The 12,611-nt window shown below is 56.5% G+C and carries 12 protein-coding genes and 1 other annotated feature; of the genes, 10 read left to right on the forward strand and 2 right to left on the reverse strand.

The window, feature by feature from the left end:
- The 5 genes from L977_RS14125 to L977_RS14145 all read left to right on the forward strand — a co-directional run.
- A partial coding sequence (locus L977_RS14125; RefSeq protein ID WP_047626022.1) for a 2-dehydro-3-deoxygalactonokinase occupies window positions 1-660 on the forward strand: 660 nt, incomplete at its 5' end.
- Window positions 644-1,261, forward strand: a complete 618-nt coding sequence (locus tag L977_RS14130) for a 2-dehydro-3-deoxy-6-phosphogalactonate aldolase (RefSeq protein WP_032635239.1) — start codon at window positions 644-646, stop codon at window positions 1,259-1,261. The genes L977_RS14125 and L977_RS14130, both read left to right, overlap by 17 nt.
- Window positions 1,258-2,406: a galactonate dehydratase gene (dgoD, locus tag L977_RS14135; protein WP_047626023.1), complete on the forward strand. Its 1,149-nt coding sequence runs from the start codon at window positions 1,258-1,260 to the stop codon at window positions 2,404-2,406. Before L977_RS14130 ends, dgoD begins: the two co-directional genes overlap by 4 nt.
- A gap of 179 nt (window positions 2,407-2,585) precedes the next feature.
- Entirely contained in the window at window positions 2,586-3,923 is a 1,338-nt protein-coding gene (locus L977_RS14140; protein WP_047626024.1) for an MFS transporter, read from the forward strand.
- A 51-nt stretch (window positions 3,924-3,974) separates the two neighbouring features.
- A complete protein-coding gene (locus tag L977_RS14145) occupies window positions 3,975-5,204 on the forward strand; it encodes a DUF3748 domain-containing protein (protein WP_197061803.1) in 1,230 nt (409 codons plus the stop codon).
- On the opposite strand, the gene L977_RS14150 is transcribed toward L977_RS14145, so the two are convergent.
- Window positions 5,201-5,533 (reverse strand): YceK/YidQ family lipoprotein, encoded by a 333-nt coding sequence (locus L977_RS14150; RefSeq protein ID WP_014881914.1) that lies wholly within the window; start codon window positions 5,531-5,533, stop codon window positions 5,201-5,203. The genes L977_RS14145 and L977_RS14150 overlap by 4 nt on opposite strands.
- Window positions 5,534-5,783: 250 nt before the next feature.
- Window positions 5,784-5,855 (forward strand) — a sequence feature (ROSE (Repression Of Heat Shock gene Expression) occurs in the 5'-region of heat shock genes and acts as an RNA thermometer to modulate expression.).
- On the opposite strand from L977_RS14150, the gene ibpA reads away from it, so the two are divergent.
- The 3 genes from ibpA to L977_RS14165 all read left to right on the forward strand — a co-directional run bounded on the left by ibpA (window position 5,849) and on the right by L977_RS14165 (window position 8,658).
- A complete protein-coding gene (gene ibpA, locus L977_RS14155; RefSeq protein WP_008500162.1) occupies window positions 5,849-6,259 on the forward strand; it encodes a small heat shock chaperone IbpA in 411 nt (136 codons plus the stop codon). Its footprint overlaps the feature before it by 7 nt.
- Window positions 6,260-6,395: 136 nt before the next feature.
- On the forward strand, window positions 6,396-6,824 hold the full coding sequence (gene ibpB / locus L977_RS14160; protein ID WP_014881915.1) for a small heat shock chaperone IbpB: 429 nt from the start codon (window positions 6,396-6,398) through the stop codon (window positions 6,822-6,824).
- A gap of 172 nt (window positions 6,825-6,996) precedes the next feature.
- Entirely contained in the window at window positions 6,997-8,658 is a 1,662-nt protein-coding gene (locus L977_RS14165; protein WP_047626026.1) for a putative transporter, read from the forward strand.
- Here the strand turns inward: L977_RS14165 and L977_RS14170 are convergent.
- The gene (locus L977_RS14170; protein WP_014881917.1) at window positions 8,626-9,372 is read right to left on the reverse strand and encodes a GntR family transcriptional regulator; all 747 of its coding nucleotides are present in this window, start codon (window positions 9,370-9,372) and stop codon (window positions 8,626-8,628) included. The genes L977_RS14165 and L977_RS14170 overlap by 33 nt on opposite strands.
- 222 nt (window positions 9,373-9,594) lie before the next feature.
- Here L977_RS14170 and L977_RS14175 point away from each other — a divergent pair, with 222 nt between their 5' ends.
- Window positions 9,595-11,217: an alpha-glucoside-specific PTS transporter subunit IIBC gene (locus tag L977_RS14175; protein WP_047626027.1), complete on the forward strand. Its 1,623-nt coding sequence runs from the start codon at window positions 9,595-9,597 to the stop codon at window positions 11,215-11,217.
- Window positions 11,214-12,536 carry a 6-phospho-alpha-glucosidase gene (locus tag L977_RS14180; protein ID WP_047626028.1) on the forward strand — a complete coding sequence of 441 codons (1,323 nt, stop codon included), beginning with the start codon at window positions 11,214-11,216 and terminating at the stop codon, window positions 12,534-12,536. The genes L977_RS14175 and L977_RS14180 overlap by 4 nt, the downstream gene beginning before the upstream one ends.
- Window positions 12,537-12,611 lie beyond the last annotated feature (75 nt).

The following is a 12,611-nucleotide window of genomic DNA, read 5'->3' on the forward strand; positions in this document are numbered from 1 at the left end:
AAAACCGCGCCTTATCTGCCTGTTCCCGCCCATTTCTCCGCTATTGGCGATCGTTTAACGTCCGTAGGCGACAATATCTGGATTATTCCCGGTTTGTGCGTTTCTCGCGACGATAACCACAACGTGATGCGCGGCGAAGAGACTCAGCTCCTTGGCGCGCGCACGCTATCTCCTTCTTCTGTCTACGTTATGCCCGGAACGCACTGCAAGTGGGTCCAGGCGGATGCTGAGCAAATCCACGACTTTCGCACCGTGATGACCGGCGAGCTGCATCATTTGCTGCTTAACCATTCGCTGGTGGGGGCTGGTTTGCCGGAGCAAAAATCCTCGCCAGAGGCGTTTGCTGCTGGTCTGGCGCGTGGGATCGCCTGTCCTGTCGTTTTGCCGCAACTTTTTGAAGTTCGCGCCTCGCACGTGCTGGGCGATCTCCCGCGCGAGCAGGTCAGTGAATTTCTCTCGGGCCTGCTGATTGGCGCTGAGGTCGCCAGCATGCGTGACTTCATCGCGCACGAGCAGGCCATCACGATTGTCGCAGGCGCATCGCTAACGTCACGCTACGAACAGGCGTTCCGCGCTGTTGGGCTTACCGTTTCAACGGTACCCGGCGACACGGCATTTCAGGCAGGAATAAGGAGCATCGCTCATGCAGTGGCAAACTGACCTTCCCCTTATCGCGATTTTGCGCGGTATCACGCCCGATGAGGCGTTAGCGCACGTCGGCGCAGTTATAGACGCCGGGTTCGACGCGGTGGAGATTCCGCTCAACTCCCCACAATGGGAAAAGAGCATTCCGGCCGTGGTGGATGCGTTTGGTGATAAAGCGCTGATTGGCGCGGGGACCGTCTTACAACCGGAGCAGGTGGACCAGCTGGCAAAGATGGGCTGCAAGCTCATCGTCACCCCGAACATCCATCCTGAGGTGATCCGCCGTGCAGTGGGTTACGGCATGACCGTTTGTCCGGGATGCGCGACGGCCACAGAAGCGTTTACTGCCCTCGACGCGGGCGCGCAATCGCTGAAAATTTTCCCGTCCTCGGCTTTTGGTCCGGATTACATCAAAGCGCTGAAGGCGGTATTGCCCGCCAGCGTGCCGGTCTTTGCCGTGGGTGGCGTTACGCCAGAAAACCTGGGCCAGTGGATAAGCGCTGGCTGTGTGGGCGCGGGGCTGGGCAGCGATCTTTATCGCGCCGGACAGCCCGTTGAACGTACCGCACAGCAGGCGGCAGCATTTGTGAAAGCGTATCGAGAGGCAGTGAAATGAAAATAACCAAACTCACCACGTACCGTTTACCCCCGCGCTGGATGTTCTTGAAAATCGAAACCGACGAAGGTGTTGTGGGCTGGGGCGAGCCGGTGATTGAAGGGCGAGCCCGCACCGTTGAAGCTGCAGTGCATGAGCTGGGGGAATATCTGATTGGGCAGGATCCGGCACGCATTAACGACCTCTGGCAGGTGATGTATCGCGCGGGTTTCTACCGCGGTGGTCCGATTCTCATGAGCGCTATCGCCGGTATCGACCAGGCGCTATGGGATATCAAAGGTAAAGTGCTGAACGCCCCGGTCTGGCAACTGATGGGTGGCCTGGTGCGCGACAAAATCAAAGCCTATAGCTGGGTCGGAGGCGACCGCCCTTCGGAAGTGATCGACGGCATTACACAGCTGCGCAACATCGGTTTTGACACCTTCAAGCTCAACGGCTGCGAAGAGATGGGCGTCATCGACAACTCGCGCGCGGTAGACCGGGCGGTAAATACCGTGGCGCAAATCCGTGAAGCCTTCGGCAACGAGATTGAGTTCGGTCTGGATTTTCATGGGCGTGTCAGCGCGCCGATGGCGAAGGTGCTCATTAAAGAACTGGAACCATATCGCCCGCTGTTTATCGAAGAGCCGGTGCTGGCCGAGCAGGCCGAATACTATCCGAAGCTGGCTGAACAGACGCACATTCCTATCGCGGCGGGCGAACGGATGTTCTCACGCTTTGAATTTAAACGGGTGCTCGAAGCGGGCGGCATTGCGATCCTGCAGCCGGATCTCTCCCACGCGGGCGGTATCACCGAATGCTACAAAATTGCCGGCATGGCAGAAGCCTACGACGTGGCGCTGGCTCCGCACTGTCCGCTCGGGCCAATCGCGCTGGCGGCCTGCCTGCATGTCGATTTTGTCTCCCGCAATGCCGTGTTCCAGGAACAAAGCATGGGGATTCACTATAACAAAGGCGCGGAACTGCTCGATTTTGTGAAAAACAAAGAAGACTTCAGCATGGAAGGCGGTTTCTTTAAACCGTTAACGAAACCGGGTCTGGGCGTTGAAATTGACGAAGCCAAAGTTATTGAGCTGAGTAAAGATGCGCCGGACTGGCGTAACCCGTTATGGCGGCATGAAGACGGTTCCGTCGCCGAGTGGTAAATGCGCGTCATACTTCGCGCTGGTGAGGCGTTGGCTGCGCTTTCTTACCCCGGTCACATACTTTTGTATGCTCCCGGGGATGCGAAAACTTGCCGCCTTCCCCCCAGCACGAATTATTTAGCGCATTCTGGCTACGTTTTTAAATAAAAAAATAATTACACCCTCTGAAACTACAGGGCATGGTGAGCGGCTTCGCTATGCCCAAAATCTGGAGACAGATTGCGATGGATATTCCAGTTACTGCTGCAAAAACCGGGCGTCGCCGTTACCTGACGCTGTTGATGATCTTTATTACCGTGGTCATTTGTTATGTTGACCGCGCCAACCTTGCCGTGGCATCGGCCCATATTCAGGAAGAGTTTGGTATCACTAAAGCGGAAATGGGTTATGTCTTCTCGGCGTTTGCCTGGCTCTATACGCTTTGCCAGATCCCGGGCGGCTGGTTCCTTGACCGCGTGGGTTCACGTCTGACTTATTTTATCGCTATTTTTGGCTGGTCCGTGGCGACCTTGTTCCAGGGCTTCGCGACCGGACTAATGTCGCTGATCGGTCTGCGTGCCATCACCGGGATATTTGAAGCACCCGCGTTCCCGACCAATAACCGCATGGTGACCAGCTGGTTCCCGGAACACGAACGTGCCTCCGCGGTGGGCTTTTACACCTCCGGGCAGTTTGTTGGTCTGGCATTCCTGACGCCATTGTTAATCTGGATCCAGGAACTGCTGAGTTGGCTCTGGGTGTTTATTGTTACCGGTGGGATCGGCATCATCTGGTCGTTTATCTGGATTAAGGTCTATCAGCCGCCGCGCCTGACCAAAAGCATCAGCAAAGCAGAGCTGGACTATATCCGCGACGGCGGCGGCCTGGTGGATGGTGATGCGCCCGTGAAAAAAGAGGCGCGACAGCCGCTGACCAAAGCCGACTGGAAGCTGGTCTTCCACCGTAAGCTGGTGGGGGTTTACCTGGGGCAATTTGCGGTGACGTCCACGCTGTGGTTCTTCCTAACGTGGTTCCCAAACTACCTGACGCAGGAGAAGGGGATCACCGCGCTGAAGGCGGGCTTTATGACCACCGTACCGTTCCTTGCCGCGTTCTTCGGTGTCCTGCTCTCGGGCTGGCTGGCGGATAAGCTGGTAAAAAAAGGGTTCTCATTGGGGGTAGCGCGTAAAACACCGATTATCTGCGGATTGCTGATCTCCACCTGCATCATGGGTGCCAACTATACCAACGATCCGGTGTGGATAATGACCCTGATGGCAGTGGCGTTCTTTGGTAATGGTTTCGCATCGATTACCTGGTCGCTGGTGTCGTCCCTGGCACCGATGCGGCTGATCGGTCTGACCGGCGGTGTGTTCAACTTCGTTGGCGGGCTGGGTGGAATTACCGTGCCGCTGGTCATTGGTTATCTGGCCCAGGATTACGGTTTTGGCCCGGCGCTGGTTTACATCTCCGCCGTGGCGTTGATTGGCGCGCTTTCTTACATACTGCTGGTAGGTGATGTGAAACGAGTAGGCTAATCCACACGGATGTTTTACCCTGATGCGATAACTGCGCATCAGGGTATCCTCATGAAACAAATCACCTTCGCTTCCCGCAACCACCAGCTTACTAATATCAATACCTGGACGCCGGACAGCCAGTGGCTGGTCTATGACGTGCGTCCGTCAGGGGCGTCGTTCACCGGTGAAACCATCGAACGAGTTAACGTAGGCACGGGCGAGGTCGAGGTGATTTATCGCGCTACGGACGGCGCGCACGTTGGCGTGGTGACCGTTCATCCGGCACAGGATGAATACGTCTTTATCCACGGCCCGAAACACCCGGACGCGGACTGGCGCTACGATTTTCATCATCGCCAGGGGGTGATTGCGCATCACGGTCAGGTAAGCAATCTGGATGCGATGGATATCACCGCACCCTATACTCCAGGCGCGCTGCGCGGTGGCAGCCACGTACATGTCTTCAGCCCGAACGGGCAGTTGGTCAGCTTTACCTATAACGACCATGTCATGCATATGCGCGATCCGAAGCTCGATTTACGCAACGTTGGCGTGGCGGCGCCTTTCGGCCCGGTGAATCCACAGGGGAACCATCCGCGTGAATATCCGGGAACCTTCTGGAGCGTGCTGGTCAGCCGCACGACGCCTAACCCACAACCGGGCAGCGACGAAATCAATCGCGCCTACGAAGAGGGCTGGGTGGGCAACGACAGGCTGGCGTTTATCGGCGATACCCTCTCAGCACAGGGCGAAAAAGTGCCTGAACTGTTCATTGTTAACCTGCCAGTAGATGAACAGGGCTGGAAACGTGCGGGTGATGCGCCGCTGCAGGGAACGCCAGAAATGCTGCCTGCGCCGCCAGCGGGCGTGATGCAGCGTCGGTTAACCTTCACGCACCACAACCGCTATCCGGGTCTGGTGAACGTGCCGCGCCACTGGGTGCGCAGTAACCCGCAGGCGACACAAATCGCGTTTCTGATGCGTGATGATAACGGCGTTGTGCAGCTGTGGCTGATCTCGCCTGAGGGCGGCGAGCCGCGCCAGCTCACCCACGCAGAGCGCGATATCCAGTCTGCGTTCAACTGGCACCCGTCCGGGAAGATGCTGGGATTTGTGCTCGAAAATCGGATTGCGTGCTGCGACGCACAGACCGGAGAGGTGACGTTTTTGACGTCCGAACACGGCAATCCACCTTCTGCAGATGCCGTCGTATTTTCTCCGAACGGGCGCGTTATTGCATGGATGGAAGAGACGGGCGGTTTCCGTCAGCTTTGGATAACGGAAACCGCACAGAACTAGCGCGGAGGCATCTCGGCGGGCGGAATGACGGCGTTGGTCGCCAGGTTTTCCTGCTCGCTTTTCTCTACCCGTGAACGCACGGAGTCATCCTTACGGAATACATCCCACGGCAGCAGAAGCGTATCCGCTACTGCCGTAAACGGCATATCCAGGATAACCAGGGATTTGGTGCCCCAGTTGGTATCGTCATCGGAGATCATCGCCGCGCTGGCGCGCGTCCCCGGATATGTTCCTTCTTTACCGCCGGTGTGAGACATCACGCTCGAACACCCGCAAAGTAAAACTACCCCGCTGAACGTCGTCAGCTTTATCAGAACATTTTTCATCATCACTCAGTCATCGTTAATGTTACTGCATAGACCTGCAACTCAGGGTTATAGCGAGCCTTATCCGAAATGGATAGCTCGATAATCCCGCACTGTGGCAGTCATCGCAATTTAACCCTTTGTGCTGTTGTCCCAGAGTCTATGCGACAACCAGCAAAGTGCAAAAAAATCTCACATAAATAGTCTTGAAAAGCCCGGTTCCAGACCCATTTTAAGAATGTGACCCGATAACGAACGCGCCTGATGGGCGTTCGGGGGCACAAAGGCCTGTCCATGGTGGAAGGCTATAATTTCTCGCTGATTTCAGGAGTTTTATTTATGCGTAACTTCGATCTTTCTCCGCTATACCGTTCTGCAATTGGTTTTGACCGCCTGTTTAACCATTTAGAAAATAACCAAAGCCAGAGCAATGGCTACCCTCCATACAATGTCGAGCTGGTTGACGAAAACCACTACCGCATCGCGATTGCCGTTGCCGGTTTTGCAGAAAACGAACTGGAGATCACCGCGCAGGACAACCTGCTGGTGGTGAAAGGTTCCCATACGGCCGAGCAGAAAGAACGTACCTACCTCTACCAGGGCATCGCCGAGCGTAACTTTGAACGCAAGTTCCAGTTAGCCGAGAACATTCACGTCAAGGGCGCGAACCTGGTTAACGGCCTGCTGTTTATCGAACTGGAACGCGTGATTCCGGAAGAGAAAAAACCGCGCCGTATCGAAATTAACTAATCACGGGGGTCGCAAGCGCGGCCCACACAGACTTGCTTGCCGTAACGGGAGCATATGCGAATCCATCAGGATTTGCAGGAACAACTGCGCACAAAATTAAACTGTGCCGAACTCGCTTCTTAGAAGGAGATTTAGTATGCGTAACTATGATTTATCCCCTCTGCTGCGTCAGTGGATTGGTTTTGACAAACTGGCTAATGCCCTGCAAAGCACGACTGAGCACCAGACGTTTCCGCCGTATAACATTGAAAAAAGTGACGATAACCACTATCGCATCACCCTTGCGCTGGCCGGTTTCCGCCAGGAGGATCTGGACATCCAGCTTGAAGGTACCCGTCTGACCGTGAAAGGGACGCCGGAAAAACAGGAGACCGAGACTCAATGGCTGCATCAGGGGCTGGTTAATCAGCCGTTTAGCCTGAGCTTTACCCTGGCAGACCATATGGACGTGTCAGGTGCGACCTTTACCAACGGGCTACTGCATATCGATCTGACCCGTAACGTGCCGGAAGCCATCGCGCCGCAGCGTATCGCCATTAGCGAGCGGCCGGCGTTGAACAGTTAACAAGCCCGCCGAACCTGTAGGTCGGGTAAGGCGTAGCCGCCACCCGACACCGCTCAAAGACCGCATAAGGCCCTGCCCCGGCAGGGCTTTTTTGTGCGCCATCGCCCATACAACGCCCCACGGCTCTGAGAGAATCCCTGATATAACTAAGGTTATGGGCAGGGAGTGGATCATGAGTGATATCGCGTTAACCGTTAGCGTGTTGGCCCTGGTCGCTGTTGTGGGACTATGGATAGGCAATATCAAAATCCGCGGCGTCGGGTTTGGCATTGGTGGCGTGCTGTTTGGCGGCATTTTTGTCGGGCATTTTGCCGATCGGCTCGGGCTGGCTCTGAGCGCTGAAATGCTCCACTTTGTTCAGGAGTTCGGCCTGATCCTGTTCGTTTATACCATCGGGATTCAGGTAGGCCCTGGCTTTTTCGCCTCCCTGCGTGTCTCCGGACTACGGCTCAATCTTTTTGCGTTCGGCATTGTGGTCATGGGCGGGCTGGTCACCGCGATTCTGCACAAAATCTTTGATATTCCCCTTCCTGTGGTACTGGGCATTTTCTCCGGCGCGGTCACCAACACCCCGGCGCTCGGTGCGGGCCAGCAAATCCTGCGCGATCTGGGGATTCAACCCGGCATTGTCGACCAGATGGGGATGAGCTACGCCATGGCCTATCCGTTTGGCATCTGTGGCATTCTGCTCTCCATGTGGCTGGTACGCGTACTGTTTCGCGTTAACGTCGAATCAGAGGCCAAAGATCACGAAACCACGCTGACCAACGGCCATATGCCCATCAAAACCATCAACATTCGCGTCGATAATCCCAACCTGAATAATATGGCGATTCAGGACGTGCCGATCCTGAACAGCGCCAACATCATCTGCTCCCGCCTTAAGCGTGACGATATGCTGATGGTGCCCGCGCCCGGCACCGTTATTCAGCAAGGCGATCTGCTACATCTGGTCGGCCAGCCCGGGGATTTAAACAATGCGCGACTGGTCATTGGTCAGGAAGTGGACACTTCGCTCTCCACGCGCGGCACCGATATGCGGGTGGAACGCGTCGTGGTGACCAATGAGCATGTTCTCGGCAAAAAAATACGCGATCTGCAGGTAAAAGAACGCTATGACGTGGTTATCTCCCGTCTGAATCGCGCGGGTGTTGAACTGGTCGCCAGCCCGGAAGCCAGCCTGCAGTTCGGGGATATCCTCAACCTGGTTGGTCGCCCGTCGTCAATTGACGCGGTGGCGGATATGGTGGGTAACGCCCAGCAAAAACTGCAGCAGGTACAGATGCTGCCGGTGTTTATCGGCATCGGCCTGGGCGTGCTGCTGGGCTCCATTCCACTGTACGTGCCGGGCTTCCCGGTGGCGCTTAAGCTGGGCCTGGCAGGCGGGCCGCTGATTATGGCGCTGATCCTCGGGCGCATCGGCTGTATTGGTAAGCTCTACTGGTTTATGCCGCCGAGTGCCAACCTGGCGCTGCGCGAGCTGGGCATCGTGCTGTTTCTGGCAGTGGTCGGGCTGAAATCCGGCGGGGATTTTGTCGATACCCTGATCAAGGGCGAAGGGATGAGCTGGGTCGGTTACGGCATATTTATCACGGCAATCCCGCTGCTGACGGTAGGCATTCTGGCGCGGATGTTCACCAAAATGAACTACCTGACGCTGTGCGGCATGCTGGCGGGCTCCATGACCGATCCCCCTGCGCTCGCGTTTGCCAATAACCTGCATGCCACCAGCGGTGCAGCGGCACTCTCCTATGCCACCGTCTACCCGCTGGTAATGTTCCTGCGCATCATCACGCCGCAGCTACTCGCGGTGCTGTTCTGGGGGATGAGCTAGCAGCACTTCCGGGTGGATGCGCCGCAGATGGTAGTCCACCTGGTAATCACTGGTATTACGGAACATCACGGAATAATTGAGGAACTCGCCGCTGTCGCTGTAGGAAAGTGACGTGATTCGCAGCAGCGGCGTCTGTTCCGGCAGGTTCAGGTAACCGGCCAGCTGTTTATCTGCCAGCACCGGCGTCAGGCTCTCATAGTTGCCGCTGATGGTGATCCCGCACTCTTTCTCGATGTAATCAAACTTTGACCCTTCCAGATGCGCCAGCGAGAGGTTGCGAAACAGCTTCACCGGCATAAAGCTGTCCTCCAGCATCAGCGGCTTCCCGTCCACGTAGCGTACCCGCCGGGAAAAGTAGATCCGCTCATCGACCTGAATCCGCAGCTGGCTGGCGATGGCGGGCGGCGCGGGCATCACTTCAAACTGCAACACTTTACTCTGCACCTCTTTTCCCTGCTGACGCAGCACCTCCACCAGCCCGGTCAGATTCGTGGTTTCGTGGTGAACGTCCTTACGCGAGACAAACGTGCCGCTGCCGTGCCGTCGCTCAACCAGCCCCCAGCTCACCAGCAGATCCAGCGCCTTGCGGATGGTCATGCGCGCCACGCCGAACTCCTGCGCCAGCGCTTTCTCACCCGGTAGCGGGCTGCCGATGTTGTAGTCCGACGAATTCAGCCGCAGCCGCAATCTGTCGGCAATAGATTTGTAGATCACCAGTAGACCTCTCTGCCCGCATCATGGCGTCGGTTACGTCTTCACATGTCCATATTTACAACGAAAAGTAGACCTCACTGGTCAAAATAAAACCATGAATGCGATCACGAATCGCAACGGCACGCCATGTTCGCGTATCAGTAAGTTCTTATGCTCACCTCAGGCCAGCAAAAAACCATAAAGGCCTCTACCCCCTACAGGTTGTTACGTGAGGATTTAAAAATGCTCAGTCAAATACAACGTTTTGGCGGTGCCATGTTTACCCCGGTATTGCTGTTTCCGTTTGCCGGGATCGTGGTGGGAATCGCCATTATGCTTCGCAACCCGCTGTTTGTCGGCGAAGCCTTAACCGCCCCTGATAATCTTTTCGCGCAGATCGTTCACATTATTGAAGAGGGCGGCTGGGCGGTATTTCGCAATATGCCGCTGATTTTCGCCGTCGGTTTACCGATTGGCCTGGCAAAGCAGGCGCAGGGCCGCGCCTGTCTGGCGGTGCTGATTAGCTTCCTGACCTGGAACTACTTCATCAACGCGATGGGGATGACCTGGGGTCACTTCTTCGGCGTCGATTTCTCCGCCGAACCCACGGCGGGAAGCGGGCTGGCGATGATTGCCGGGATCAAAACGCTCGATACCAGCATCATCGGTGCCATTGTGATTTCTGGCATCGTGACCGCTATCCACAACCGCTATTTCGACAAGCCGCTGCCGGTTTTCCTGGGGATTTTCCAGGGCAGTTCGTTTGTCGTTATCCTCGCGTTTTTCGTCATGATCCCCTGCGCCTGGCTGACATTGCTGGGCTGGCCGAAAGTGCAGATGGGCATTGAGTCCCTACAGGCGTTCCTGCGCTCTGCCGGTGCGCTGGGCGTGTGGGTGTACACCTTCCTGGAACGCATTCTGATCCCAACCGGATTGCACCACTTCGTCTATGGCCCGTTCATCTTCGGCCCGGCGGCGGTGGAAGGCGGTATTCAGGTCTACTGGGCGCAGCATCTGCAGGAATTCAGCCAGAGTACCCTGCCGCTGAAAACCCTCTTCCCCGAAGGCGGGTTCGCGCTCCACGGCAATTCAAAAGTGTTTGGCTCGGTCGGGATTGCGCTGGCGATCTGGTACACCGCCTCAGCGGAAAACCGCGTCAAGGTAGCGGGGCTGCTGGTCCCGGCCACGCTCACTGCCGTGCTGGTGGGCATTACTGAACCGCTCGAATTTACCTTCCTGTTTATCTCGCCGCTGCTGTTTGCCGTTCACGCCGTGCTGGCGGCCACCATGGCAACGGTGATGTACACCTTTGGTGTGGTCGGCAACATGGGCGGCGGCCTGCTGGACCAGTTCCTGCCGCAAAACTGGATCCCGATGTTCCATAACCACGCCTCAACGGTCTTCACGCAAATCGGCATCGGCGTCTGCTTTACCGGCCTCTACTTCATGGTCTTCAAAACGCTGATTGTGCGTCTGAACCTCAAAACGCCGGGCCGGGAAGAGAGCGAAATCAAACTGTACAGCAAGGCCGACTATAAGGCGGCACGCGGGCAAACCACTGCCCCGGCGGCGGCCAGCCAGCAGGTCGGACAGGCCGCCGGATTCCTGCAGGCGCTCGGCGGTGCGTCCAATATCGAAAGCATCAACAACTGTGCCACCCGCTTGCGTATCGCGCTGGTGGATATGGCGAAAACCCAAAGCGACGACGTCTTCAAAGCCCTGGGCGCACACGGTGTGGTGCGACGCGGCAACGGCATTCAGGTGATTGTCGGTCTGCACGTTCCTCAGGTGCGTGACCAGCTGGAATCGCTGATGAAAACCCCTTTAACGAATGAACAAACCACCCTGACAGAGGCTATATCATGAAAAAATTCTCAGTTGTCATTGCAGGCGGCGGCAGCACCTTTACGCCTGGTATCGTCCTGATGCTGTTAGCCAACCGTGACCGTTTCCCGCTGCGCGCCCTGAAGTTTTATGACAACGACGGCGCACGTCAGGAGACCATCGCCGAAGCGTGCAAAATCATCCTTAGAGAGCAGGCGCCGGAGATTGAGTTTAGCTACACCACCGATCCTAAAGCGGCGTTTACCGATGTGGATTTCGTGATGGCGCATATCCGCGTCGGCAAATACCCGATGCGTGAAAAAGATGAGAAAATCCCGCTGCGCCACGGCGTGCTGGGCCAGGAAACCTGCGGGCCAGGTGGGATTTCCTACGGCATGCGCTCGATCGGCGGCGTGCTGGAGCTGGTAGATTACATGGAGCAGTACTCCCCGAATGCGTGGATGCTGAACTACTCCAACCCGGCGGCGATTGTCGCGGAAGCCACGCGCCGCCTGCGTCCGAATGCCAAAATCCTCAACATCTGCGATATGCCGATTGGCATCGAAGGACGCATGGCGCAGATCGTTGGCCTGAAAGACCGCAAAGAGATGCGCGTGCGCTACTACGGTCTGAACCACTTCGGCTGGTGGACCTCGATAGAAGATCTCAACGGTAACGATTTAATGCCGAAACTGCGCGAATACGTGGCGAAATACGGCTATGTTCCGCCTTCTGAAGATGTGCATACCGAAGCAAGCTGGAACGATACCTTTGCCAAAGCAAAAGATGTGCAGGCGCTGGATCCGGACACCATGCCGAACACCTATCTGAAATACTATCTGTTCCCGGACTACGTTGTTGCGCACTCTAACCCGGAACGGACCCGCGCCAATGAAGTCATGGACCACCGCGAGAAACATGTGTTCAGCTCCTGTCGGGCGATCATCGAAGCGGGTAATTCCGCCGCCGGGGAGCTGGAAATCGACGAACATGCGTCGTACATCGTCGATCTGGCGACCGCGATTGCCTTTAACACCCAGGAACGCATGTTGCTGATTGTGCCAAACAACGGTGCTATTCATAACTTTGATGCCGATGCGATGGTGGAAATTCCGTGTCTGGTGGGCCATAACGGACCGGAGCCGCTCACGGTTGGCGATATTCCACACTTCCAGAAAGGGTTGATGAGCCAGCAGGTGGCGGTGGAAAAACTGGTGGTGGATGCCTGGGAGCAGCGTTCGTATCAGAAACTCTGGCAGGCGATTACCCTGTCGAAAACCGTGCCGAGCGCGTCAGTCGCGAAAGCGATTCTGGATGACCTGATCGAAGCCAACAAAGAGTACTGGCCGGAACTGCACTAACCTTCCTGACCGGCATCCCCCGATGCCGGTCTCCTTGTCCTGGTCGATTTACGCTATGCTGAAGCCTGCCCGTAG

Source organism: Enterobacter sp. ZOR0014, from assembly GCF_000798855.1.
GTDB lineage: Bacteria > Pseudomonadota > Gammaproteobacteria > Enterobacterales > Enterobacteriaceae > Enterobacter > Enterobacter kobei.

Coding starts and splice junctions, on each gene's coding strand:
- ibpA (WP_008500162.1), top strand. CDS start 5,849: ATGCGTAACTTCGATCTTTCTCCGCTATACCGTTCTGCAATTGGTTTT.
- L977_RS14130 (WP_032635239.1), top strand. CDS start 644: ATGCAGTGGCAAACTGACCTTCCCCTTATCGCGATTTTGCGCGGTATC.
- ibpB (WP_014881915.1), top strand. CDS start 6,396: ATGCGTAACTATGATTTATCCCCTCTGCTGCGTCAGTGGATTGGTTTT.
- L977_RS14175 (WP_047626027.1), top strand. CDS start 9,595: ATGCTCAGTCAAATACAACGTTTTGGCGGTGCCATGTTTACCCCGGTA.
- dgoD (WP_047626023.1), top strand. CDS start 1,258: ATGAAAATAACCAAACTCACCACGTACCGTTTACCCCCGCGCTGGATG.
- L977_RS14145 (WP_197061803.1), top strand. CDS start 3,975: ATGAAACAAATCACCTTCGCTTCCCGCAACCACCAGCTTACTAATATC.
- L977_RS14165 (WP_047626026.1), top strand. CDS start 6,997: ATGAGTGATATCGCGTTAACCGTTAGCGTGTTGGCCCTGGTCGCTGTT.
- L977_RS14140 (WP_047626024.1), top strand. CDS start 2,586: ATGGTGAGCGGCTTCGCTATGCCCAAAATCTGGAGACAGATTGCGATG.
- L977_RS14150 (WP_014881914.1), bottom strand. CDS start 5,533: ATGATGAAAAATGTTCTGATAAAGCTGACGACGTTCAGCGGGGTAGTT.
- L977_RS14180 (WP_047626028.1), top strand. CDS start 11,214: ATGAAAAAATTCTCAGTTGTCATTGCAGGCGGCGGCAGCACCTTTACG.